Source organism: Roseateles sp. PN1, from assembly GCF_038419725.1.
GTDB lineage: Bacteria > Pseudomonadota > Gammaproteobacteria > Burkholderiales > Burkholderiaceae_C > Paucibacter_A.
Genome location: NZ_JBCARA010000011.1, coordinates 26,646 through 49,380 on the forward strand (window position 1 = coordinate 26,646; position 22,735 = coordinate 49,380).

The 22,735-nt window shown below is 62.4% G+C and carries 19 protein-coding genes and 1 tRNA gene; 9 read left to right on the forward strand and 11 right to left on the reverse strand.

Going from position 1 to position 22,735, the window contains the following annotated elements:
• Window positions 1-43 precede the first annotated feature (43 nt).
• Window positions 44-427 carry a hypothetical protein gene (locus AABB87_RS16740; protein ID WP_341972415.1) on the reverse strand — a complete coding sequence of 128 codons (384 nt, stop codon included), beginning with the start codon at window positions 425-427 and terminating at the stop codon, window positions 44-46.
• A 197-nt stretch (window positions 428-624) separates the two neighbouring features.
• Window positions 625-2,004 carry a DUF2325 domain-containing protein gene (locus AABB87_RS16745; RefSeq protein ID WP_341972417.1) on the reverse strand — a complete coding sequence of 460 codons (1,380 nt, stop codon included), beginning with the start codon at window positions 2,002-2,004 and terminating at the stop codon, window positions 625-627.
• Window positions 2,005-2,302: 298 nt separating this feature from the next.
• Here AABB87_RS16745 and AABB87_RS16750 point away from each other — a divergent pair, with 298 nt between their 5' ends.
• Entirely contained in the window at window positions 2,303-2,650 is a 348-nt protein-coding gene (locus AABB87_RS16750) for a CzcE family metal-binding protein (RefSeq protein WP_341972418.1), read from the forward strand.
• Window positions 2,651-2,691: 41 nt separating this feature from the next.
• On the opposite strand, the gene AABB87_RS16755 is transcribed toward AABB87_RS16750, so the two are convergent.
• The 4 genes from AABB87_RS16755 to AABB87_RS16770 all read right to left on the reverse strand — a co-directional run bounded on the left by AABB87_RS16755 (window position 2,692) and on the right by AABB87_RS16770 (window position 5,631).
• Window positions 2,692-4,041: a heavy metal sensor histidine kinase gene (locus AABB87_RS16755; RefSeq protein ID WP_341972420.1), complete on the reverse strand. Its 1,350-nt coding sequence runs from the start codon at window positions 4,039-4,041 to the stop codon at window positions 2,692-2,694.
• Window positions 4,038-4,724 (reverse strand): heavy metal response regulator transcription factor, encoded by a 687-nt coding sequence (locus AABB87_RS16760; RefSeq protein ID WP_341972584.1) that lies wholly within the window; start codon window positions 4,722-4,724, stop codon window positions 4,038-4,040. Before AABB87_RS16760 ends, AABB87_RS16755 begins: the two co-directional genes overlap by 4 nt.
• 170 nt (window positions 4,725-4,894) lie before the next feature.
• On the reverse strand, window positions 4,895-5,335 hold the full coding sequence (locus tag AABB87_RS16765) for a MerR family transcriptional regulator (RefSeq protein ID WP_341972422.1): 441 nt from the start codon (window positions 5,333-5,335) through the stop codon (window positions 4,895-4,897).
• A complete protein-coding gene (locus tag AABB87_RS16770) occupies window positions 5,332-5,631 on the reverse strand; it encodes an SCP2 sterol-binding domain-containing protein (RefSeq protein ID WP_341972424.1) in 300 nt (99 codons plus the stop codon). Before AABB87_RS16770 ends, AABB87_RS16765 begins: the two co-directional genes overlap by 4 nt.
• 146 nt (window positions 5,632-5,777) lie before the next feature.
• On the opposite strand from AABB87_RS16770, the gene AABB87_RS16775 reads away from it, so the two are divergent.
• From AABB87_RS16775 to AABB87_RS16805, 7 genes are all read left to right on the forward strand, one after another.
• Window positions 5,778-6,665 carry an SDR family oxidoreductase gene (locus AABB87_RS16775; protein WP_341972426.1) on the forward strand — a complete coding sequence of 296 codons (888 nt, stop codon included), beginning with the start codon at window positions 5,778-5,780 and terminating at the stop codon, window positions 6,663-6,665.
• Window positions 6,662-8,272, forward strand: a complete 1,611-nt coding sequence (locus tag AABB87_RS16780) for an acyl-CoA carboxylase subunit beta (protein WP_341972427.1) — start codon at window positions 6,662-6,664, stop codon at window positions 8,270-8,272. The genes AABB87_RS16775 and AABB87_RS16780 overlap by 4 nt, the downstream gene beginning before the upstream one ends.
• 24 nt (window positions 8,273-8,296) lie before the next feature.
• Window positions 8,297-9,442: an acyl-CoA dehydrogenase family protein gene (locus AABB87_RS16785; protein WP_341972429.1), complete on the forward strand. Its 1,146-nt coding sequence runs from the start codon at window positions 8,297-8,299 to the stop codon at window positions 9,440-9,442.
• An 84-nt stretch (window positions 9,443-9,526) separates the two neighbouring features.
• The gene (locus tag AABB87_RS16790) at window positions 9,527-10,327 is read left to right on the forward strand and encodes an enoyl-CoA hydratase/isomerase family protein (RefSeq protein WP_341972430.1); all 801 of its coding nucleotides are present in this window, start codon (window positions 9,527-9,529) and stop codon (window positions 10,325-10,327) included.
• A 274-nt stretch (window positions 10,328-10,601) separates the two neighbouring features.
• Window positions 10,602-12,515, forward strand: coding sequence for an acetyl/propionyl/methylcrotonyl-CoA carboxylase subunit alpha (locus tag AABB87_RS16795; RefSeq protein WP_341972431.1), 1,914 nt, complete (start codon window positions 10,602-10,604; stop codon window positions 12,513-12,515).
• Window positions 12,516-12,523: 8 nt separating this feature from the next.
• Window positions 12,524-13,405 (forward strand): 3-keto-5-aminohexanoate cleavage protein, encoded by an 882-nt coding sequence (locus tag AABB87_RS16800; protein WP_341972432.1) that lies wholly within the window; start codon window positions 12,524-12,526, stop codon window positions 13,403-13,405.
• A 53-nt stretch (window positions 13,406-13,458) separates the two neighbouring features.
• Entirely contained in the window at window positions 13,459-15,273 is a 1,815-nt protein-coding gene (locus tag AABB87_RS16805) for an AMP-dependent synthetase/ligase (protein WP_341972434.1), read from the forward strand.
• Window positions 15,274-15,936: 663 nt separating this feature from the next.
• Here AABB87_RS16805 and AABB87_RS16810 read toward each other — a convergent pair.
• From AABB87_RS16810 to AABB87_RS16825, 4 genes are all read right to left on the reverse strand, one after another.
• Window positions 15,937-16,971: a plasmid recombination protein gene (locus AABB87_RS16810; protein WP_341972435.1), complete on the reverse strand. Its 1,035-nt coding sequence runs from the start codon at window positions 16,969-16,971 to the stop codon at window positions 15,937-15,939.
• Window positions 16,972-17,252: 281 nt separating this feature from the next.
• A complete protein-coding gene (locus AABB87_RS16815; RefSeq protein ID WP_341972436.1) occupies window positions 17,253-18,593 on the reverse strand; it encodes a site-specific integrase in 1,341 nt (446 codons plus the stop codon).
• Window positions 18,594-18,673: 80 nt separating this feature from the next.
• Window positions 18,674-18,750: transfer RNA gene (locus tag AABB87_RS16820), tRNA-Met, on the reverse strand.
• A 61-nt stretch (window positions 18,751-18,811) separates the two neighbouring features.
• Window positions 18,812-19,732, reverse strand: coding sequence for a delta(1)-pyrroline-2-carboxylate reductase family protein (locus AABB87_RS16825; RefSeq protein ID WP_341972437.1), 921 nt, complete (start codon window positions 19,730-19,732; stop codon window positions 18,812-18,814).
• 143 nt (window positions 19,733-19,875) lie between these two features.
• Between AABB87_RS16825 and ftsY the strand changes: the two genes are divergently transcribed.
• Window positions 19,876-21,207 (forward strand): signal recognition particle-docking protein FtsY, encoded by a 1,332-nt coding sequence (gene ftsY / locus AABB87_RS16830; RefSeq protein WP_445944882.1) that lies wholly within the window; start codon window positions 19,876-19,878, stop codon window positions 21,205-21,207.
• Window positions 21,208-21,316: 109 nt separating this feature from the next.
• Here ftsY and ffh read toward each other — a convergent pair whose 3' ends face one another.
• Window positions 21,317-22,702, reverse strand: a complete 1,386-nt coding sequence (gene ffh / locus AABB87_RS16835) for a signal recognition particle protein (RefSeq protein ID WP_058720678.1) — start codon at window positions 22,700-22,702, stop codon at window positions 21,317-21,319.
• Between the last annotated feature and the right edge of the window lie 33 nt (window positions 22,703-22,735).

Below are 22,735 nucleotides of genomic sequence, written 5' to 3' on the forward strand. Positions count from 1 at the left end.
GCTGACGTGGCCGCTGTGGCCACGATGGCCGTGGATCAGTGGCTCAGCGCTTGAGCCAGGTCTGGGTGGCGGGATCAAAAGCCCAGGTGGCGGCCTCTTGCGCTGTGCGCGGCCAGGTCTTGTTGGCCACTTCGGCCGGGTTCAGCACCCAGACGTCCATCAGCAAACCATTGGGGTCTAGCGTGTAATGCACGGTCAATTTCTGGCCCGCCACGCTGCCGGGCGGCAGGAGCATATGGCTGTCGCTGCGCAGGCGCGCGCCAGGCGCCAGGCGGGCCGGCTTGCCGTTCAGCGTGACATCGGGGCTTTGTTGCACCACCAGTTCGCCGCGCAAGGTTTGCGGCGTGAAGGGGCGGTGGGTTTGCGCGTGGGCCGTCAGGCTCACAGCGGCGGCCGCAAACAGGGCGGCAATGGCACAGCGGTTCATGGTATTTGTCCAGGGGCTGCGTTGATGGGATGAACCCACCATTGTAATTTACCCCTAGCGCCCGGGCCTTAGCCATCAATGCAGCGCCGTGCATCAATGCTCAGCGGCCACGCCTGGCAAGCGTGGGAAGGTGGACGTTTGCCTCCGCGCGCAGCCCCCGCAAAGCGCAAACCAGCGCCCAGCTGCTTTTGCGGCATTCAGTCTGAGCTGGCCTGCGCTTCCTTCGCCGCTGGCGCCAGGCTTGCCAGCGCTTTTGCCAGGCTGCTGGTGCTGGGCTTTTCGACGAAGACGCATTGCTTGCCGTGGCGCTTGCAATGGTCTTTGACGCGCCAGTAGGCGTCATGGCTGATGCAACCGGTCTGGCAGATCACCAGGTCGGCGGCGGCCAGGCTGGCGTCAAGCTTGGCGCAGGCGTCTTCCTCGCCGCCGTCGTGGTGCAGAAAGCGGCCACCGCTTCGTTCGACCAATTGACGATAGATGGGAATCACGCCGCGCCGGCCGCCCACGCAGAGGATGGCGCGCTCGCCCAGCTGTGGCGTGGTGCTGCCTGTTTCGCCCGATGTGCTGTTGCTGTTTGGGCACGCAGGCGTCGCTTGCATAGTGTCTTGAGCACCTTGCGCGGCCTTCGCCTCCTCGTTGCGGCGGCGTTCGCGTTCCAGCTGCTGCTGGCTGGCCAGCAGGGCGCGTTCCAGGTCTTGGATGCGGCTGAATTGATGTTGGATCTGCTCGGCCTGGGCGTGGCGCTGGCGCAAGCCCGGCACGGCGGCTTCCAGCTGCGCCAGCTCATCGCGCAAACTGGCGAGCAAGGTAGCGTTGCCCAGCAACTCCGCGCGCAAACGCATCAACTCGGCCGCTTGTTTTGCGTTCACCGTGGCGCGCTCTTCCAGCAATTTGCTGCTGCGGGCCTGGGCCCTGGCCAGTTCGCGGCCGAGGACCTGGTTCTCGGCCTCCAGTGCTTCCAGTCGCTGCAGATCAGCGCGGTTGGCACTGCCGACTTGGTGCTGCAGCATATGGATGTCGCGCAGCACCTGTTCTTGCAGGCCGGCATCACAGCGGGCATGGGTCAGCGTTGCCCACATGGCGCCCGCCACTTCTTGGCCCTGGCAAGCCTGTTGCCATGCCAGGCTCAATGCCTGAGTGCTCTTGTGCGCGGCGGCCGCGCGAATGCTGCGCACAAAGCGCTGCTCCAGCTCGGCTTGTAGCAACTCGGCGATGGGTGAGCGGCCATCGCAGGCATTGATGGCGCCGCAGTGGAGCTCGTAGTCATTCAGCCGCGTTTCGCCGCCCAGCAGCTTATCGACCCGGCGGCGCAGCACGGCCATGGGCAGGCAAACGCCAATCACCGGGCACAGCGCTTGGGTGGGCAGATCCCACAAGCGCCGCCGCCGGGAGCCGCCTTCGCTGCTAGCGTTGCTGCTGCCATTGGTGGCGGTGAGAGCGGTTGTTACGGTGGCTTGGATTGAGCCAGGGCGGGCGCTGCGGCCGAATGCGGCTGCGGTGGGCGTCAGGTGGCCCGGGTGGCCCGGGTGGCCTGGCGCAGGCTGTTGCTTGGGGCCACTGGCTTTGTGTTCACACATGATCTTGTTTCCTCCTTCGATACCGGCTCAGGCTCCGAATGTCTAAATCATAAATGAGAATTATTCGTATTTGTATTGTTTTCGTGGGATGTGGGATCAAACGGCGGGCTTTGCAGTTGCCCTTGGAGTTCTTGAGACTGCGCCTCCGACGGCCAAGATTTCTGGCTGAAGCTGATGACAAATTGGTCATCCCGCCGACGGCATTCTGTCGAGCACCGCTTCATAAAGTACTCCTGGGACGCATCAAAAGCGCTTGCGCAGTTGGCACAAGCCGCGTCTTGCAACAGGAGAGATTTGTATGAAGTTCCAGACCTTGAAAGCCGCTGTTCTTTTTGCTGGTATTGCCTTGACGGCTCAAGCCTCCTTGGCGGCGACCAGTGCTACCTTGCTCAATGGCAACTCGGTTTACGGCGTGCCTGCACAGGCGACTGCGGCAAGCAAAGTCATCGATGTGACGAAGGCGGCTCAACAAATCAATCTCAAGTGCGGGGAAGTCGTCAGCTTCCGCAATGGTGATAAATCCTTCACCTGGAAGTTCGACAGCGTCGGCCATGCGGCCGTTGACCTAGCCGCCATCGCGCCCGCAGGTTTCGCTAGCGCGGGCGTCAAGGTCTATGTGGAGCGCAACGAGGGTGAGCGTAACTAAGGCCTAGGGTTGCTAGGCAAGATGAGCGAGCTTCTCGCGGCTCATGGGTGCGGCGACTTCGCCGGCAGTGAGATGCCGATGCGCGTCACGCCGTCTTTTGAATCCGCGAAGGGCTCGCCACCGTGCATGCGCGAGATGGCGGCAACGATGGACAGGCCCAGGCCATGGTTCAAATCGGCGTTGGCGCGCGCGGGGTCGGCCCGGTAGAAGCGGTCGAACAGCCGGGGCAGATGGGCGGCGGCAATGCCGTCGCCTTGGTTGACGACGGCGATCTTGATCACATGGCCCGGGCCATCGGACTCAATCTCAATCCGCATGGCGCTGCCCGGCTTGGCATAGCGGGTGGCGTTGCCCAGCAGATTGGACAGCGCCCGGCGCAGCAGGCCGGCGTCGAACAAGCCGGAGGCATCACCAATGACCTCGGCGATGAGAGACGCCTCCTGCATCGCGGCTTCATGAAACTCGACCACATCGCTGGCGAGGGCGGCCAGGCTGTGAACAGGCGTGCGGCGAGCGCTGGCGCCGCGATCGGCCTGAGACAGAAAGAGCATGTCTTTGACGATGCCGGCAATGCGCTGCAAGTCGTCAAGATTGGCGGCCAAGACCTCGCGCAACTCTTCAACGCTGCGGGACTTTCGAAGTGCCAACTCGCTGCTGCTGATGAGTGTGGCCAAAGGGGTGTTCAGCTCATGCGCGACGTCGGCGTTGAAGCCTTCCATCCGGTGATAGGTCTGATCCAGCCGCTCCAGCAGGGCGTTGAACTGTTCGATCAGCGCTTGCAGTTCGCGCGGCTGGGCAGAGCCGTCCAGGCGCTTGTCGAGTTGGCTGGCCGACAGCAGCCGGGTTTGCTCCACCAGCTGGCGCAAAGGCGCTAGGCCCAAGCTCACCAAGTAGTAGCAGCCCAAGGAAACCGCGGCGGCACCGATGATGGCCGCTGCGGCCAGCGTCAGCGCCAGCTGCCGCAGCAAAGCGTCATCCGCTTGCGTGCCCAGGCTCAGCTCGGCACGAAGGGGCTCGCTGGCAATAGAGGTGGCGAGCACTTCGAAATGGCGCTGTTTGACCGCGCCCACCAGCGCGCGGGGCGGCGAGGAGGCGTAGATCGATTGGCCGCCCGGGGATTGCAGCTTGAGCGTCAGCTCTTCATGCCCGGCCAAAAAGTCGTTGAGCTGATGCTGCAAGCCGGGGTCATCAAGCTGCGCGCGGCCCTCGCTGAGCAAGTGCTGGACCATGGCAGCTTTTTGGTCCAGGGTTTCGTTCTGTCGGTTGCTGAGGGTTGTTGCGGTGACCAGGTAGACCGCGCTGCAGACCAGGCCAAGCCCGATCAGGGTTTGCAGGGCAAGCCAGCGCGACAGGCGTTGCCGCAAAGCCGGGGCGGATAGTCCGGCCCTCATGTGTCTCGCACTTCCAGCACATAACCCATGCCGCGCACGGTATGCAGCAGCGGGCGTTCAAACGGCAGGTCTAGCTTGCTGCGCAGCCGGCGCACGGCCACTTCGACCACATTGGTCTCGCTGTCAAAGTGCATATCCCACACCTGCTCGGCCAACTCAGTCCGGGAGATGACCTCGCCTTGGCGGCGCAGCATCAGGCTGAGCAGATTGAACTCCTTCACGGTCAGATCCAGTCTTTGCCCGGCGCGCGTGGCCTTGCGCCGGATCAGGTCGACGTCCAACTCGCCCAGCCGCAGCTGGATGGGTTCTGAGTCTGCGCGCACCGGATTGGCGCGCCGCAGCAGCACCTGAATGCGGGCAACCAGTTCGGAGAAAGCGAAGGGCTTGAGGAGATAGTCATCCGCGCCACTCTGCAAGCCCTTGACGCGATCCTCCACCTGCACGCGTGCCGTCAACATCAGCACCGGAGTTTGTTTGCTTTGCCGCAAGGCCGTGAGCACGGCCAAGCCGTCGATGCCGGGCAACATGCCGTCCAGAACCAGCAAGTCGTAGTCACCGGTGCTGGCGAGATGCAGGCCATCTATGCCGTTGTGGGCCAGGTCGACCACATAGCCTTCCTCACTCAAGCCCTTGCGCAGGTACTCGGCCAGCTTGAGCTCGTCCTCGATCACCAAAAGTTTCATGCCGCTATTGTTGCGGCTGAGGTGCAAGCCCAAGATGACGAATTTGTCATCCACGGGCGGGCGAGCGGCGATCTAGGGCGCACTTGAGTCAAGCGCCCTAGATGGGCGGCTTGAGCCGTGAAATGCCTGCCAGCTGTCGTGCGTCCGGGTTCAGGGGTGCGGAGCGGCGGCTACTTCTTGGCCGCGAGCTGGGCGCGCACGGTCTCGTTGATCAGGCGCAGCTCGGCCAGGGTGGCGTCGATGTGCGCACGCTTGAGCTCCAGCTCCGCAATGGCCACGTCGGTGCGCTCCAGCGTCCACTGCAGTTGCTTGGCGCGGCCCTCGCCATGCGAGCCGTAAAGATCCAGGTAATGCCTGATTTCTTCGAGCGATGAGCCAATGGCCTTGGCGCGCTGGATGATCTTCAGCCGCGCCCGGTCGCGCTGGGTGTAGACCCGCGCACCGTTGACGCGCCGTGGCGCCAGCAGGCCCTTGTCTTCGTAAAAGCGTATCGCCCGCGGCGTCAGCTCAAACTCATCGCACAGCTGGGTGATGCCGTAGAGCTGCTCTTGCGGCGCGCTATTGCTGCTCTCCAGCATTTCCCGCGCGGCGGCGTTCGCATGGCTACTCATCCCACCACGCGCTGCAGCTTCATGGCCACGCCCATATCGCCGCTGACCTTGACCTTGCCCATCATGAAGGCGTTCATGGGGTTGAGCTCACCGCTGAGCAGGGCGATCAGGTTCTCGCGCGTGATGGCCACGGTGCAGTCGGCCTCGCGGTCCTCGTTGCTGACGCTATTGGGGATGTTCTTGCCATCGATCACGGCCAGGCCATCGGCGCCCATATCGAATTTGAGGATGGCGTCGAGTCCGCTCTCGGAACCTACTTTGCCGCGCAGGGCTTCGGTAATCGCTTGCAGATCCATGGTTCAAAACTCCAGCAGAAGGAAATAGAAAAAGGGGATGTTCGCATGCTAGGGCCAATGACTTCCCTTTTAATGATGGTATTCACCGATATGAAAGATGCATGACGTTAAGGGAAGCTATCGACCATTCGCGTAATGGAGGCGGCATGAATCAAGCAAGCAGCGCAGCAGCGGCGCGCTATGACAGTGTCTTTCGTCCGGGCTTGTTCAGCGGGCACTGCATCTGGGTGACAGGCGCCGGCTCGGGCATCGGCCGATGCACCGCGCATGAGCTGGCGGCGCTGGGCGCCAAGGTGATCCTCTCCGGGCGCAGTGCCGACAAGCTCGAGCGCGTGGCGGCGGAGATACGGGAAGACGGCGGTCAATGCGACTGGCGCGCTTTCGATATCCGCGAGGAAGAGGCCGTCAAGGCCAATATCGCCGCGGTGCTGGCCGAGCATGGCGCCGTCACCGGCCTGGTGAACAACGCGGGCGGCCAGTTCCCGGCCCCGCTCATGGCTATTTCCAAGCGCGGCTTCGAGGCGGTGGTTGCCAACAACCTCACCGGTGGCTTTTTGATGATGCGCGAGCTCTTCAACCAGAGCCTGCAGCAGCACGGCGGTGCCATCGTCAATATGACGGCGGACTTTCGCAACGGCATGCCCGGCATGGCGCACAGCGGCGCGGCGCGTGCGGGCATGAGCAACCTGACCATGAGCGCGGCTTTTGAGTGGGCCCATGCCGGTGTGCGCGTGAACGCGGTGGCCCCCGGCTGGGTGGCGTCCAGCGGCATGGACAGTTATGGCCCCGCCATCCAGCCCTTGATCCGTCAGCTTAAAAGCCATGTGCCGCTGCGCCGCCTGGCCAGCGAGGCCGAGGTCTCGGCCGCCATCGTCTTCCTGCTCTCGCCAGCGGCGGCCTTCATCACCGGCGTGACCTTGCAGATCGATGGCGCCGCCTCGCTAGGCAACCCCATGTTCCCGAATATCGACCATGCCGGCACGGCGCCCTTCAATGGCTTTCACCGCGCTGCCACGCCGGAGGTGCTGAAGTGAGCACGCTGGTCAGCCGCCTGAATCCCAAGGCCAAGGCCTTTGCCGCCAATGCCGAGGCCATGGGCGCCAAACTGGCCGATCTGCACGCGCTGGAGGCCAAGGTGGTGGCGGAGTCGGAGTCCAAGCGCGACAAGTTCGAGGCGCGCGGCCAACTTCTGCCGCGCGAGCGGGTGGCGCGTTTGTTGGACCGTGGCTCGGGCTTTTTGGAACTCTCGTCCCTGGCCGGACTCGGCATGCACGACGATGACGGCAAGAAGGCCGTGCTGGGCGGCGGCTCCATCGCTGGCATTGGGGTGGTGGCCGGCAAGCGGGTGCTGATCTCGGCCAGCGACAGCGCCATCAAGGGCGGCACCATCGCGCCCATGGGTCTGAAAAAGGCCTTGCGTGCCCAGGAGATTGCGCGCGAGAACAAGCTCCCGCTGATCTATCTGGTGGAGAGCGGCGGCGCCAATTTGATGTACCAGAGCGAGATGTTCGTGGAGGGCGGGCGCAGCTTCGCCAACCAGGCGCGGCTCTCGGCCGCCGGCATTCCGCAGATCGCGGTGGTGCATGGTTCGTCCACCGCGGGTGGTGCTTATCTGCCGGGCCTCTCAGACTACGTGGTCTTGGTGCGCGATCGCTCCAGCATCTACCTGGCCGGCCCACCGCTGGTGAAGGCCGCCATCGGCGAGGACACGACGGACGAAGAGCTCGGCGGCAGCGAGCTGCACGCCAGCGTTACCGGCTTGGGCGAGTACCTCACCGACAACGATGCCCATGCGCTGGCGCTGACGCGCGAGCTGGTGGACAAGCTGAACTGGCCCGGGGTGAGGGCCCAGCCCCCCAGCCAGCCACCGCTCTATGACGCCGAGGAGTTGCTGGGCGTGGTGCCTGCTGACGAGCGCGAACCCTACGATGCACGCGAGGTGATTGCGCGCATCGTCGATGGCTCGGACTTTCTCGAGTTCAAGGCCTCTTATGCGAGCGAGACCTTGTGCGGACACGCCCGCATCGAGGGTCAGCTGGTCGGCATTCTGGCCAATAACGGCCCGATCCAGCCGCAGGGCTCGACCAAGGCCGCGCAGTTCATCCAGCTCTGCGACCAAAGCGGCACGCCTCTGGTGTTTTTGCAGAACACCACCGGCTATATGGTCGGCCGCGAGGCAGAGCGCCAGGGCGCCATCAAGCACGGCGCCAAGATGATTCAGGCGGTGGCGAATGCGCGCGTGCCTAAGTTCACCATCGTGCTGGGCGGCAGCTTTGGCGCGGGCAACTACGGTATGTGCGGGCGCGGTTTTGATCCGCGCTTCATCTTCAGCTGGCCCAGCGCACGCACCTCGGTGATGGGCGGCGCCCAGGCGGCCAAGGTGATGGACATCATCAACCGAGCCAAGCTGGAGCGCATGGGCGCACCCGTCAACGACGAAGCCCTGGCTGCGATGAGCGAGCAGCTGCGCCAGCGCATCGAGCGCGAATCCAGCGTGCTCTTCGGCACCGCACGTCTGTGGGACGACGGCGTGATCGACCCGCGTGAAACGCGCAGCGTGTTGGCTCTGGGCCTGGCGCTGGCGCGCGAGGCCGAGGCCCACAGCCTCAGGCCCAACGCTTTTGGCGTGGCCCGCTTCTAACGACACAACACCAGGAGACCCGCGATGCAACTCACCGCTGAACACCGTGCCCTTTACGACACCGTGGCCAAGTTCGTTGAAAAAGAGCTCAACCCCTATGTGCCCGAGTGGGAGAAGGCCGAGCAGTTCCCGGCCCACGAGGTCTTCAAAAAGCTCGGCAATCTGGGCTTGCTGGGCCTGAAATACCCCGAGGAGTACGGCGGCGCGGGCCTGGACTTCAGCTATTCCATGGTGATGGCCGAGGCCCTGGGCACGTGCGCCTGTGCCGGCGTGCCCATGGGCATCGGCGTGCACACCGATATGTGTACGCCGGCGCTGGCGCGCTTCGGTTCGGACGAACTCAGGCGCGAGTTTCTGGCGCCATCCATCGCCGGCGATGTGGTCGGTTGCTTGGGCGTCTCCGAGGCCGGCGGCGGCTCGGACGTGGCCGCCATCAAGACCACGGCCAAGAAGGAGGGCGGCGACTATGTGATCAACGGCAGCAAGATGTGGATCACCAACGCCATGCAAGCGGACTGGTGCTGCCTGCTAGCCAACACCAGTGACGGCTCGGTGCACAAGAACAAGAGCCTGATCATCGTGCCCATGGACACGCCCGGCATCACGCGCCAGAAGATCCACAAGATCGGCATGGATGCGTCCGACACCGCCCAGCTCTTCTTCGACAACGTGCGCGTGCCGCAGCGCAATCTGATCGGGCAAGAGGGCATGGGCTTTATGTTCCAGATGATGCAGTTCCAGGAGGAGCGGCTCTGGGGCGCGGCCAGCTCGTTGAAGAACCTGGACCGCCTGATCGACCTGACCATCGGCTACACCCGCGAGCGCAAGGCCTTTGGCAAGTCCATCCTCGACAACCAGGTGGTGCATTTCCGCCTGGCCGAGTTGCGCACCGAGGTGGAGGCGCTGCGCGCACTCACCTATACGGCGGTGGATCAGTATGTGAGTGGCAAAGACGTCACCAAGCTGGCCTCCATGGCCAAGCTCAAATGCGGCCGGCTGATTCGCGAGGTGTCCGATTCCTGTTTGCAGTACTGGGGCGGCATGGGCTTCACCTGGGACAACCCCATCAGCCAGGCCTTCCGCGATGGGCGCTTGGTCTCCATCGGCGGCGGCGCTGATGAGGTGATGCTGTCCATCATCTGCAAACTCGAAGGCACGCTGCCGAAATGACCCACCCCTACGCGCGTCGGGCGCCAAGGCCATGGGCTCGTGGCCTGCGACGGGCTGTCCCCTTTGGTGTAAGGACGTTCTCGTATGAGTGAACCGAAAACTGTTCTGCTGCGGCGAGAGGGCGGCGTGCTGCACCTCACGCTCAACCGGCCCGAGCTGCGCAATGCGCTGTCGATCGCCATGGTGGCCGAGCTGCGTGCCGCGCTAGCGGCGGCCGAGGCGGATGCCTCGGTGCGGGTGATCGTGCTGCGCGGTGCCGGTGGGCATTTCTGCGCGGGCGGCGACCTCAAGGACATGGCCGCTGCGCGTATGCGTTTGGCCGAAGACGGCCCGCGCGTGCTGGCCGAGATGAACGCCGCCTTCGGCCACCTCTGCGGCGCTTTTGCGGCCAGCAAGTTGGCCATCGTGGTGCTGCTGGAGGGTGTGGTGATGGGCGGTGGCTTGGGCCTGGCCTGTGTTGCCGATGTGGTGCTGGCGGGCGAGACGGCGAGCCTGCGCTTGCCCGAGACCTCGCTGGGTGTGGTGCCGGCACAGATTGCCCCATTCTTGGTGGAGCGCCTGGGCTACTCGCAGGCGCGGCGCCTGGCTGTCACCGGCGGCAAGCTGGACGCTCGCCAGGCCTTGGCCCTCGGCCTGGTGCACGAGCTGCATGTGGGCGCTGAACTGGACGCGGCCCTGCAGCGTGTGTTGGGCGAAATCCTGCGCTGTGCACCCGGCGCACTTGCGGCCACCAAGGCCTTGATGGCCAGGGCGCGCTTGCATGCCCCGGCCAGCCTGGTGGATGAGGCGGCCGAGGCTTTCACCAAAGCCGCGCTGGGCCCCGAGGGCATGGAAGGGGTGAGCGCCTTTCTCGAACAACGCAAGCCGCTATGGGCACCGCTATGAGCAGCTTCAGCAAGATGCTCATTGCCAATCGTGGCGGTCGCGCCGCAGGCGCGGGGGTGCGCTCATATGCGCAGCATGTGAGCAAACACCAAATCGCCTGTCTCGCGCAGCGAGCGGCGATTGAGCCGCGGAGCAGCCATGTTTAGCAAAATTCTTGTCGCCAATCGTGGCGGTCGCGCCGCAGGCGCAGGGGTGCGCTCATATGCGCAGCATGTGAGCAAACACCAAATCGCCTGGCTCGCGCAGCGAGCGGCGATTGAGCCGCGGAGCAGCCATGTTTAGCAAAATTCTTGTCGCCAACCGCGGCGAAATCGCCTGCCGCGTAATGCGCACGGCCCGCAATCTGGGTTATCGCACCGTGGCCGTCTACACCGAGCCTGACGCACAGTCGCCCCATGTGGCGCAGGCCGACGAGGCGCTGGCGATCCATTCCTATCTGGACATCGCCGCCATCTTGGATGCCGCGCGCCGCACCGGTGCCGATGCCCTCCACCCCGGCTACGGCTTCCTCTCCGAGTGGCCTGACTTCGCCCAAGCCTGTGTGGACGCGGGCCTGGTGTTCATCGGCCCGCCGGCGGCCAGCATTGCGGCCATGGGCAGCAAGTCGGCCGCCAAGCAGCGCATGTTGGCGGCAGCTGTGCCCTGCGTGCCGGGCTATCTGGGCGCGCAGCAGGACGAAGCCACGCTCACAGCCGAGGCCGCGAAGCTGGGCTACCCGCTGCTGGTCAAGGCCGTGGCGGGCGGCGGCGGGCGGGGCATGCGGGTGGTGCATCAGCCGGCCGAGTTGGCCGGCGCGCTGGCCGGCGCGCGCCGCGAGGCCGAGAGCGCCTTCGGCGACGGCACCCTGATGCTGGAGCGCCTCATCACCCAGGGCCGGCACATCGAGATTCAGGTGTTTGCCGATGCCCACGGGCATTGCATCCACCTGGGTGAGCGCGACTGCACGGCGCAGCGTCGCCGTCAGAAAGTGATCGAAGAATCGCCCTCGCCGGTGGTGAGTGCGGCCATGCGTGCCGCCATGGGCGCCGATGCGGTGGCGGCCGCACAGGCGGTAGGTTATGTGGGGGCGGGCACGGTGGAGTTCATCGTCGATGCGGAGTTGAAGCATTACTTCCTGGAGATGAATACGCGCTTGCAGGTCGAGCACCCGGTGACCGAATGCGTCACTGGTCTGGACCTGGTGGAATGGCAGCTGCGCATCGCCGCGGGCGAGCCCTTGCCGCTGGCGCAGCAGGATGTGCAGTTCCAGGGCCATGCCATCGAGGTACGGCTCTATGTGGAGAATCCCTACGAGGGCTTTCGGCCGCAGACCGGCCAGATCACCTGGTGGCGGCCTGAGCTGGCGCTTCGCCCCGGTGTGCGCATCGATGCCGGCGTGGCCGAGGGCGGCGAGGTGGGGCCGCATTACGACGCCATGGTGGCCAAATTTATCGCCCATGGGCGCGACCGCGAGGATGCCATCCGGCGCCTGCGCGCCGCCCTTGTCGATGCGCCTCTTTTGGGCATAGTCAACAATGGGAGCTTCTTGGTCGATCTGCTGGACCACCAGGACTTCCGCGCGGCCCGCTTGCACACCGCCTCTTTGGACGAATGGGCCTTGCTGGCGCCCCAGCCCGCGCCGGCCGACTGGCTGATCGCCGCCGCCCTGCTGCTGGGTGAAGGGCCTGCCACCGCGCGGCCCGCTGGCGTGGCCAGCTTTGACTTTGCCCTGCAGCAGGGCGAGCAGCGCCGCCACTGGCGTGTCACGGCCAGTGGCGCCCAGCTGCGCCTGCAAGGCCCCGAGCAGGTGCACCAAGTCAGCCTGCTGGGCCAAGACGCCGAGGGCCGCTGGCGCGTGGCCCTGGACGGTGTGCAGCGCAGCGTCATTGCGGTGCGTGATGAAAGCAAGCGTCGCCTGGAACTTGCCAGCGCTGCAGCCGTGTTCAGCTTCCACGAGCCTTCGGCCTTTCCCGAGGCCCGCGATCTGAATAACCCCGCCCATGCGCGTGCCCCCGTGGCGGGCCTGGTGGCGCAGGTCTTGGTGGCGGTGGGCGATGCGGTGGCGGAGGGTCAGCCCTTGCTCAGCGTGGAGGCCATGAAGATGGAAATGTGGCTCACCGCCGGCCGGGCCGGGCGTGTGAAGGCGCTGCATGTGGGGCTGCGCGAATCTGTGGCGGCCGGCGCCTTGCTGGTCGAACTTGAGGATTGAGGAATCACATGGACAAGAGCAAAGCCATTTTGAGCTGCGCGCTGACGGGCGTGCTCACCAATCCCAAGCAGCACCCGGTGCCGGTGACGCCGGCGCAGATGGCGCAAGAGGCGCGCGATGCCTTCAACGCCGGCGCCTCGGTGATGCATGTGCACTTGCGCATGCAGGATGAGGGTTTGAGCCATCTGCCCAGCTGGGATCCAGACGTGGCCGACAGCGTGGTCAGTGCCATTCGGGCCGCTTGCCCCGGCGTCATCATCAACCTCACCACCGGCGTGATCGGCCCGGACATTTCCGGTCCCGCCGCTTGCATACGCCGGGTGCGCCCCGAGATTGCCGCCTGCAATGCCGGCAGCCTCAACTACCTCAAGCTCAAGGATGATGGCAACTGGGCCTGGCCGCCGATGGTGTTCGACAACCCGGTGGCGAAGGTGCAGGCCTTTTTGGATGTGATGGCGGAATGTGGCGTGCACCCCGAGTTTGAATGCTTCGATGTGGGCATCGTCCGCGCGGTGGGCATGTTCGTGAAGAACGGCATGTTCAAAGCCGAGACCATGGGCCGGCCCGAGTACAACTTCGTGATGGGTGTGGCTTCGGGCATGCCTTGTGATGCCGATCTGCTCGCGCTCTTGCCGCGCTATGTGGTGGAGGGCGCGGTGTGGCAGAGCACCTTGATCGGCCGCGCCGAGATCTGGCCGGTGCACCAGCGCACTGCTGAGCTCGGCGGCATGTTGCGCACCGGGCTGGAAGACACCTTCTACCTGCCCGACGGCACCCGCGCCAGCGGCAACGGTGTGCTGATTCAAGCCTTGGCGCAGTGCGCCGAGCGCGCCGGGCGTGCCATTGCCAGCCCCGCTGAAGCGCGGTCGCTGCTCGGCTTGAGCTGCTGAGCACGAGCACCACCACCCGCAGTGCTTAGTCCAGCAATCCGAAGGAGACGGCGATGACCGACACCCATGCTCCCGGTGGCGCTGCTGCCGAGCGGCAGCTGACCCCGTTTTGTCTGCTGGCCACGGCCGCGCGCATCCCGGATCGCCCCGCCTACTACGTGCGCGGCGAGCGCAGCTGGGAGCCTCACAGCTGGGCTGAGCTGCTGGCCGTGGTCCAGCGTGCTGCGCGCGCCCTGGTGGCGCTGGGCGTGCAGCCGCATCAGAGCGTCTGCATCCTGGGCTTCAATCGGCCCGAATGGCTGATCATGGATCATGCCGCGATGATGGTCGGCGCCACCACGGCAGGCATCTACTGGACCAGCGCGCCGACCGAGGTCGACTACATCCTGAACCATGCCAAGGCGCCGCTCTTGCTGCTGGAGGATGCGGCGCAGTTGGCCAAGATCGAGGGCCGGCGCAAGGCGCTGCCCTATCTCAAGGATGTCGTCAGCATGGGGGGTGTACAGCTGCCGCAGACCCTGGCTTGGGATGCTTTCTTGGCTTTGGGCAGCGGCGCCGATGCGGCGGATCTGCAGGCCGAGGTGGAGGGCCGGCTGGCGGCATTGCAGCCCAGCGATCTGGGGGCCTTGATCTATACCTCGGGCACCACCGGCCACCCCAAGGCGGTGATGCTCAGCCACGGCAATCTGGCCTGGACCGCGCAGGCGCTCAATCAGATCTACCGCACGCATGAGCGCTCACGCCTGATTTCCTTTTTGCCCTTCGCCCATGTGGCAGAGAAAGTGGGCGCCATCCATGCCCCCGCGCGGGGCGGCTATGCCATCTATTTCGCGCGCGCCATCGATCAGCTGCTGGACCATATGAAGGAGGTGCACCCGACCATCTACTTCGGCGTGCCGCGGCTGTGGGAGAAGATGCATACCGGTCTGGCCGAGAAGATCGGCGCGGCCACCGGCATCAAGGGCGTGCTGGCGCGTTGGTCCATGGGCGTGTCGCGGCGCTGGCATGAGTGCCGGCTCTACGGCCGCTCGCCCGGCCTGCTGCAGCGCCTGCAAATGGGCCTGGCGCGCCGGTTGGTGTTGAACAAGGTCAAGAAGGCGCTGGGCCTGGACGAGGCGGTGCTGCTGATCTCGGGCGCGGCACCGATTTCGCCGGAGAACCTGAACTTCTTCCTTGGCTTGGATCTGGTGGTGCGCGAGGTTTACGGGCAGAGCGAGGTGTGCGGCCCGGCGACCCTCAATGTCGAGGGTGCCACGCGTATCGGCTCGGTGGGCCGTGCCATTCCGGGGCTGGCGCTGCGCATCGCCGAGGATGGCGAGGTGCTGATGCAGGGCCCTGGCGTCTTTGTGGGCTATGCCGGCGATGCGCGGGCCACCGCCGAAGCGCTGCAAGGCGGCTGGTTGCACAGTGGTGATCTGGGGCGCCTGGATGAGCAGGGCTATCTCTACATCACCGGCCGCAAGAAGGACCTGATCATCACCTCCGGGGGCAAGAACATCTCGCCAGCCAATGTGGAGAGCGACCTGATGAGCCAGCCTCTGATTGAGCATGCAGTGGTGGTGGGTGAAGGCCGGCATTTCTTGGCGGCCTTGCTGACGCTCAAGGCTGCGGAGTTGCAAGCCTTTGCCGAAAGGGAAGGTTTGCCGCAGATGGGCTTGCTACAGCATCCCAAGCTATTGGCTGCCGTGCAGGCGCAGGTGGACGAGGTCAACGCGCGGCACGCGCGGGTCAGCCAAGTGCGCAAGTTCGACATCATCGCGGGCAATTTCAGCATCGATGCCGGGCAGCTGACGCCCACGTTGAAGCTGCGCCGCACCGCGGTGATCGAGGCGCATCGCGATGTGGTGGAAGCGCTCTACCGCGACTGAACGGTGGAGCGGGAGGTGAACATCGCTGGTGGCGGTGTCGGCGCTGCTCTGGCGGACTTGCGCGCGAACTGCCGGGGGCTCTGCGTGCGGGTGCTGGAGTTGGGCCGGCGTGGCAGCAGAAGTAGGAGCGGGACAGGGCAGGGTGCGGTCAATGGAGTAGCAGAGGCTTGGATCCCGCCGCGGGCGTTCCATTTGCAGTCCTGAAAATGAAAAAGCCTTGTAAGTCGTCGACTTACAAGGCTTCCATTTTTTGGTGGCGCTTCAGGGACGATCACCTAAAACGACCACCAAAACTCAAAAATTCGTTGCAAATCAATAACTTAGGTTCAGATGCGACGGCCATTTTTGCCCTGAACCGTGACACCTAGTGTATCACCAACCGGATCACCTACCATGTTGGCACATGTGAGTGAAACCGTTTGATTACGCATGTGGGCTTGAGTGCCCTACTGGCAATGGTGCCAATAGGGCCAACTCAAGTTTCAGGAAGACACGGGATGAGGAGACTTCCATGAAAGGAAGCAAACTCTTCTGGCTAGTCATCAAGATTGTTGTTGCAATCTTATTGGCTTTGATGCCAGTCTGTGCTTATTAGTACAGTTAACGATAAACCCGCTGCGGCGGGTTTATTTATTATGCACAGAAGCGATTATTTGTCAAGAGTTATTTCGGTGCGAAGCCCATTTTCTTTGATTTGACTGCAACCTGCTTTCTCGCATACTGAATATTGAATGAGGCGGCAATTTCTGGATTGTTCTTTTTCACGTACTGGGCAAGCTCAAGATCCTTTGTGCCACTTTCCAGAGCTTTTGTTTCCTGTTCCAGTCTGTTTTCCCACTCTTGATTTTCCGCCATTTGGATTTCAAGCTCATTGGCTAGCTGCTCGATCTTCTCGCCCCGGCTTTGAACCGATTTTGCCTCTACCTTCAGTTTTCTGACCACATCTCGCATTCTCTTGTTTGCCTGCTTTCTGGCCTTCCATTCATTTCTGTTCATTCGCTGAACCTTGGGGCCGAGGCGATCAAATCCACAGTAAACGGAAACTTCGTTGTAGTATGCATCCTGAAAATCCCGCATTGCTGCACGATAGGCTTTTGTCATTTCGCTGGAATTCGGCTTTTTGTTATTTGTCTTGGCTTCCTTTTCCAGTTTGATGTTTGAGGCATGCCCAGGATGAAGAATAGGAGTCTCAGAAATTCTCTGACGATTGACGGCATAAAAATGCAAATGGGGATATGCCTCATCCTGGTGCTCAAGTGCACAAATCAAGTTTTCCCCAAACTGATTTTTCAGAAAGTCTAGGGTCTGCTCTTTCCACAACTCGTAGTTCTGACGATCATCAGGAGTCCAGTTATCCGCCTTAACTGGTTTAGGATAACTTGCAGTTCCTGCCAACAGAATATTCTTGTCAGCCCGAATTTTTCGACCCATCGGATCTCGTTCAGTTTCCACTTGGGCCAAAATTTCCCCCATGTGCTGATCGAGAGTTTTTCCGTCCACACTATATATATGGGATGGTGGGGAAGGTTGTCCCCCATCTTGGAGAATGTGATCCACAAAACCCGGCGTGCGGATCGCTTCATTCACTACACCGCCCACACTGGTTTTTGTGTTCTTCTCGCTCTTGTTCAATGTGCCTGATCTGGAATAAAGTTCCAGATGCATCCATTGGCTTTTTGGTTTTTCTTGTTCAGCCATTTTTCACCTGCCTAATATTACATTAGCAGATTTTTTGTCGGCGTCAATACCCTTATGGTAGCCTTATGTCATCGGTTTTCTTGCTATTTTTGTTTTGGAAGTATGGGGTAGGTTTTTGGCTTTTTGATACCTTTAGGTACAGACTAGGGGTATCTTCGATACCCACGCTGCGAACTTCGTTCTTGCTCAGTCTGCCAAAGGGGCTGCGCCCCTCTGGACTCCCCTTCCGACCACAAAAAAACCGCCTCAAGGGCGGTTTGTTTTGTTGGCCGGGTTGACCTTCATTCCCAACTTCGGGTTGGAAATTTGAGGTCAAAACTCAGCTTTTGGACAGCTTCGTTCAGAACAGCCAGCGGCTTATTTTTCTGGTAAACCGAAAAATGAGGGCTGCTCAGATCGAGGTTGCCTTGTTCAAAGTGGCCCACCACTGCCATCAAAATTGCAGGGTGAGTGTTCAGGTAAGTCATCCGATTAATGAAGGTTGACCGAAAACTGTGGAACACTTTTCGGCCATCCTTGATCCCGATTTTTTCCAAATACAGGCCAAACCTTCGGCTGCAATTTTTGGAAAATCCGTTGATGGAGTCCTTCAAGTGGGGGAACAATTGACCCCCTTTATCCTTCACGGATTCAGTGTATTTGTCAAATCCAAGGGCCATAATTTGGGGGTGAATTGGAATCTGACGAACTGAATTTTTGTTCTTGGCCTTCTCGATTTTGAAGAACCAGACCCCGTTTTCTTGTCGAATTTGGGTCAATTTCAGGCTTGCCAGTTCCTCAATTCGCGCACCAGAATGGAGCGCAAGAAGAGGGAGCCAGTAATAATCTGGCTTGTTCATGTAGGTCAAAAACTCAGGATTTTCAAAAATGGCTTTCAGGTCATCGTCAGAAAATGCCTCGTAACTTTTCACCTTTTGGGCAAGTTTTGACTTCCGACTGATGCCCAAATTCTGGAAAGGGTTGTCCTGGAAATACAGCCTGTTATTGATGGAATATGTGAAAAAATCACGGAGAAAGCCCACCCGTTTATTGATACGAAGGGCACTCAATCCATCAGAAATTTGACGATTTTTGTAGGAAATGGCCTGCTCAGCAGTGAACAAATTCAAATCCAAATCGCCAAAAAATCGCTGAAATTCTTCGAGGGTTGATTGCTTTTCCAGCAGAGTTTTGGCCGAATTGTCGTGTTTCTTTTCGGCCAAATAGAGGGCCACACAATCAGAAAACGGCTTAGTTTTTGCTGGCGAAGCCTGAGACTCGTTAGAGAGAAGGGGGGATTTTTGGGAAAGGCCAGCGCCGTTTGAGTGCACAGGTTTGGAAGCTGAAAGCCTCACAAGTTCCTGAAAATGGCGATCTGCTGCAAGCTGCGTGAAGCGTTCCACATCTTCAGCGGTATTGAGATTGCGTACTTCAAAGCCCCCAGGAAGTACGACATCAAATTTTCTTATTGCCACGCTCGACCTTTCCAGATGGACACGCATTGCCAGAAGTTTAGCAAGCTGCCAATCCTTGGTTCCTAGCGAAAACCGCCGCTCTTGTCCACCTTCGTAGATGCGAAAGTACCACACACCGTGGCGACTCTTGACAACATTCGGAAGCTTGTGTATGCGATTGCCTGCCATGTCCACACCGTGACACCGACCGTCGCACCGGAAAGGAAAAAAGCCCTGTAAGTCATTGACCTACAAGGCTTTTTTTGATTTGGTGGCGCTTCAGGGATTCGAACCCCGGACCTGCGGATTATGATTCCGTCGCTCTAACCGGCTGAGCTAAAGCGCCTCAAGCCCTCTACTATAGCACCGTTATTTTTTGCTCCGCAAGAGTTTTTCTAAAAAAACTTTCAAATAGTTGAATTGCCGGTGTCGGCGCCCATGGCGACCCGCACGGCGGCCAGGTCCCAGGCGGCGTGGCCGACGGTTTTCAGCAGCATGGGGGCGCGGCGCACCTCGGGGGTAAGCAGGGCGTCGCTGAGCGGGTGAACGCGCGACCAGTCGAGGCCGGCTTGCAGCAAGTCACCGGCCTCATGGCGGGCGCCGTCCAGGTCGTCGACCCAGACCTGGCGTGTGCGTACCTGGGCGGCGGGTAGTTCGGCCATCTCGGGGGTGAAGCTGCCCAGGCCGACGATCAAGGTGCTGGCGTCCACATCCGGCGGCAAGACCGCCGTCAGCGAGGTGGTGGCGGCGACAGCCACGGTGGCGCCGAGCAGGGCTTGTTCCAAGGACAGGGCTTTGATGTTGATGTGTGCCTCGTCGGCCAGGCTGGCGGCGAACAGCTTGCTTTGCGACGCGGTGCGGCCAACGCTGCGCAGCTCCACGCCGGGCCAGCGTTCGGCCATGGCCAGTGCGTGCATGCGGGCTTGGCCACCGGTGCCGACCAGGGCCACGCTGCTCGGGGCGCCGCCGAGCAGTGTTTCGATCCCGAGCAAGGTGACGGCGGCGGTGCGGCGGGCAGTTACGACCGAGCCGTCCAAGACCATCAGCGGTGTGCCTGTGCTGGCCTGGCTGACGATGACCCGGCCTTGGATGGTGGGCTGGCCCACAAGTCGGTTGGCCGGAGTCACGGCCACCAGCTTGGTGATGGCGAACTGCGCATCGGTGCAGGGCATGGCAAGGTAGCTGCCGCCTTCGGGCAGGGGCAGCACGGTGCGCTGGCTGGCGTGGATGTGGCCGGCGCGCAGGTCCAGCATGGCTTGCGCCACGGCGGGAATCAGACGATCAAAGGGCAGCAGGGCGGTGGTGGCTTGCTCGTCGTGGATGTGCATGGGGTGTGGGCCGGGAGTGGGCAAGTCGGCCGATTATGATTCGGGCCTTCGGGTCGGGGTGCAAGCCTAGGCCTCGCGCCGGGTGCTCAATCAGCGAGGATGTTCCTTGCGAGGAGCCGAACCCGGAGATTTCAGGTTCTCAGATGTTTAGTTTCCTCAAGAAAAAATTGTTCGGCGAAGCGCCGGCGCCGGTGCCTGCTCCAGCTCCTGTGGCCGAAGTGTCGCCGGTCGCCGTGAACCTGCCTGAGCCGGCCGCTGTGCCGGTGCCTGTGCTCGCGCCTGCGGCCCCGGCGTTGCCTGATGTGAGTCCTGAGCCAGTCATGGTGGATGCCTCGCCTGAAGTTGAGCCTGAGGCTTTGCCGCCGGTCGTGCAGCCTCCCGCGCCCATCGAATCGCCTGCGCTTGTTCAGTCAGTCGCAGCACCAGCACCACAATCAGTGCCAGTGCCAGTGCCAGTGCCAGTGCCAGTGCCAGTGCCAGTGCCAGTGCCAGTGCCTGCACCTGCACCCGCACCCGCACCCGCACCCGCACCCGCACCCGCACCGGCACCGGCACCCGCACCGGCACCCGCCGAACCGCGCCGCAGCTGGATCGATAAGCTGCGCCAAGGCCTGCGCAAGACCGGCTCCAGCATCGCCCAGGTCTTCACCGGCACGCAGATTGATGACGCGCTGTACGAAGAGCTGGAGGCCGCGCTGTTGATGGCCGATGCGGGCGTCAAAGCCACTGAGTTCTTGTTGGCCGACTTGAAGCGTCGCGTCAAAGAGTCGAAGGCGACGGACCCGCAAGCTGTGCGCGGATTGTTGGTGGAGGCGTTGGCCGAACTGCTCAAGCCCCTGGAGAAATCCTTGGCGGTGGGCTTGCATACGCCCACGGTGATGATGGTGGTGGGCGTCAACGGTGCGGGCAAGACGACCAGCATCGGCAAGCTCACGCGGCATCTGGCCGAAGCCGATCAGAAGGTCTTGCTGGCGGCGGCCGATACCTTCCGCGCGGCGGCGCGCGAGCAGTTATCGGTCTGGGCCGACCGCACCCAGGTGCAGATCATCAGCCAAGAGGGCGGCGACCCGGCCTCGGTGACTTTTGATGCCGTCAATGCCGGCCGTGCGCGCGGCTGCGATGTGGTGATTGCCGATACTGCCGGTCGCCTGCCGACTCAGCTGCATCTGATGGAAGAGCTGAAGAAGATCAAGCGCGTCATCACCAAAGCACAGGCCGACGCGCCGCACGAAGTCTTGCTGGTGGTGGATGGCAATACCGGCCAGAACGCACTCAGCCAGGTCAAGTCATTTGACGATGCGCTGGGCCTCACCGGCCTGATCGTCACCAAGCTCGACGGCACGGCCAAGGGCGGCGTGCTGGCCGCCATCGCGCGCGAGCGGGCCATTCCGGTCTACTTCATCGGCGTGGGTGAGAAGCTGGAAGACTTGCAGACCTTCAATGCGCGCGAGTTCGCGCAAGCGCTGCTGGAGTAAGCGAGGAAGGGCTGGCGCCTAGCGCCACCAAAAAGCAAAAAGGGGCCAAGGCCCCTTTTTGCTTTTACCCCCTCGGGGGGTGGACTGCGTACCCGCAGGCCGGGGGACTTTACATCCCGGGCATCATGCCCTTCAGCCCCTTCATGCCGCCCATCTTCTTCATCATCTTCATCATGCCGCCGCCGCTCATCTTCTTCATCATGCCCTGCATCTGATCGAACTGAGTCAGCAGGCGGTTCACATCCTGGATCTGCACGCCGGCGCCGGTGGCGATACGGCGCTTGCGGCTGGCCTTGCTCTTGCCGTCCAGCAGCAGATTGGGTTGACGGCGCTCCTTGGCGGTCATCGCGTTCAAGATGCCTTCCATGCGTTTCATATCGCGCTCGGCGCGGTCCATGTCTTGCGGACCGGCTTTGGCTGTCATCTGCGTGGGCAGCTTGTCCATTAGGCCGGCCAGGCCGCCCATCTTCTTCATCTGCGAGATCTGCGCCAGGAAGTCGTTCAGGTCAAAGCCGCTGCCGCTCTTGAGTTTCTCGGCCAGCTTCTGCGCCGCGGCCACGTCGACGCCCTTGGTCACTTCCTCGACCAGGGCGACGATGTCGCCCATGCCCAGCACGCGGCCGGCGTGGCGTTCGGCGTCGAAGACTTCCAGGCCGTCGATCTTCTCGGACACGCCGGCGAACTTGATCGGCGCGCCGGTGATCTGGCGTACCGACAGCGCCGCGCCGCCGCGTGAGTCGCCGTCCAGCTTGGTCAGCACGATGCCGGTCAGCGGCAGCGCTTCCTTGAAGGCTTTGGCTGTGTTGATCGCGTCCTGACCCTGCATGGCGTCGACCACGAACAGGGTTTCGATCGGGTTCAGGATGGCGTGCAGATCGCGGATCTCGGCCATCAGCGCTTCATCAATCGCCAGGCGGCCGGCCGTGTCCACCAGCAGCACATCGAAGTAATGCTTTTTGGCGTAGTCGATGGCGGCCAGCGCGATCTCGCGCGGCTTTTGATCCGGCGCCGAGGGGAACCATTCGGCGCCGGCCTGGGCCGTCACCGTCTTGAGCTGTTCGATGGCAGCGGGGCGGTAGACGTCGGCCGAGACCGTTAGCACCTTCTTCTTGCGCTTTTCAATCAGGTGCTTGGCCAGCTTGGCCGTGGTGGTGGTCTTACCCGCACCCTGCAGGCCGGCCATCAGGATGACGGCGGGCGGCTGGGCGGCGAGGTTGAGATCGGCCACGCCCTCGCCCATGGTGGCGGCGAGTTCCTTCTGCACGATGGACACCAGCACCTGGCCGGGGTTGAGCGACCCCACCACTTCGGCGCCCAGGGCTTTTTCTTTGACGCGATTAATGAAGTCGCGCACCACGGGCAGGGCCACGTCGGCCTCCAGCAGGGCCATGCGCACTTCGCGCAGCATCTCCTGGACATTGCTCTCGGTGATGCGGGCTTGGCCGCGCATCGTTTTCACGAGGCGACTGAGGCGGTCGGTCAAATTGGAAGCCATTGGGGGTGGCGCCCTCCTGTAGAGAGAGGCGCG

Coding starts and splice junctions, on each gene's coding strand:
- AABB87_RS16740 (WP_341972415.1), bottom strand. CDS start 427: ATGAACCGCTGTGCCATTGCCGCCCTGTTTGCGGCCGCCGCTGTGAGC.
- AABB87_RS16745 (WP_341972417.1), bottom strand. CDS start 2,004: ATGTGTGAACACAAAGCCAGTGGCCCCAAGCAACAGCCTGCGCCAGGC.
- AABB87_RS16750 (WP_341972418.1), top strand. CDS start 2,303: ATGAAGTTCCAGACCTTGAAAGCCGCTGTTCTTTTTGCTGGTATTGCC.
- AABB87_RS16755 (WP_341972420.1), bottom strand. CDS start 4,041: ATGAGGGCCGGACTATCCGCCCCGGCTTTGCGGCAACGCCTGTCGCGC.
- AABB87_RS16760 (WP_341972584.1), bottom strand. CDS start 4,724: ATGAAACTTTTGGTGATCGAGGACGAGCTCAAGCTGGCCGAGTACCTG.
- AABB87_RS16765 (WP_341972422.1), bottom strand. CDS start 5,335: ATGAGTAGCCATGCGAACGCCGCCGCGCGGGAAATGCTGGAGAGCAGC.
- AABB87_RS16770 (WP_341972424.1), bottom strand. CDS start 5,631: ATGGATCTGCAAGCGATTACCGAAGCCCTGCGCGGCAAAGTAGGTTCC.
- AABB87_RS16775 (WP_341972426.1), top strand. CDS start 5,778: ATGAATCAAGCAAGCAGCGCAGCAGCGGCGCGCTATGACAGTGTCTTT.
- AABB87_RS16785 (WP_341972429.1), top strand. CDS start 8,297: ATGCAACTCACCGCTGAACACCGTGCCCTTTACGACACCGTGGCCAAG.
- AABB87_RS16790 (WP_341972430.1), top strand. CDS start 9,527: ATGAGTGAACCGAAAACTGTTCTGCTGCGGCGAGAGGGCGGCGTGCTG.
- AABB87_RS16795 (WP_341972431.1), top strand. CDS start 10,602: ATGTTTAGCAAAATTCTTGTCGCCAACCGCGGCGAAATCGCCTGCCGC.
- AABB87_RS16800 (WP_341972432.1), top strand. CDS start 12,524: ATGGACAAGAGCAAAGCCATTTTGAGCTGCGCGCTGACGGGCGTGCTC.
- AABB87_RS16805 (WP_341972434.1), top strand. CDS start 13,459: ATGACCGACACCCATGCTCCCGGTGGCGCTGCTGCCGAGCGGCAGCTG.
- AABB87_RS16810 (WP_341972435.1), bottom strand. CDS start 16,971: ATGGCTGAACAAGAAAAACCAAAAAGCCAATGGATGCATCTGGAACTT.
- AABB87_RS16815 (WP_341972436.1), bottom strand. CDS start 18,593: ATGGCAGGCAATCGCATACACAAGCTTCCGAATGTTGTCAAGAGTCGC.
- AABB87_RS16825 (WP_341972437.1), bottom strand. CDS start 19,732: ATGCACATCCACGACGAGCAAGCCACCACCGCCCTGCTGCCCTTTGAT.
- ftsY (WP_445944882.1), top strand. CDS start 19,876: ATGTTTAGTTTCCTCAAGAAAAAATTGTTCGGCGAAGCGCCGGCGCCG.
- ffh (WP_058720678.1), bottom strand. CDS start 22,702: ATGGCTTCCAATTTGACCGACCGCCTCAGTCGCCTCGTGAAAACGATG.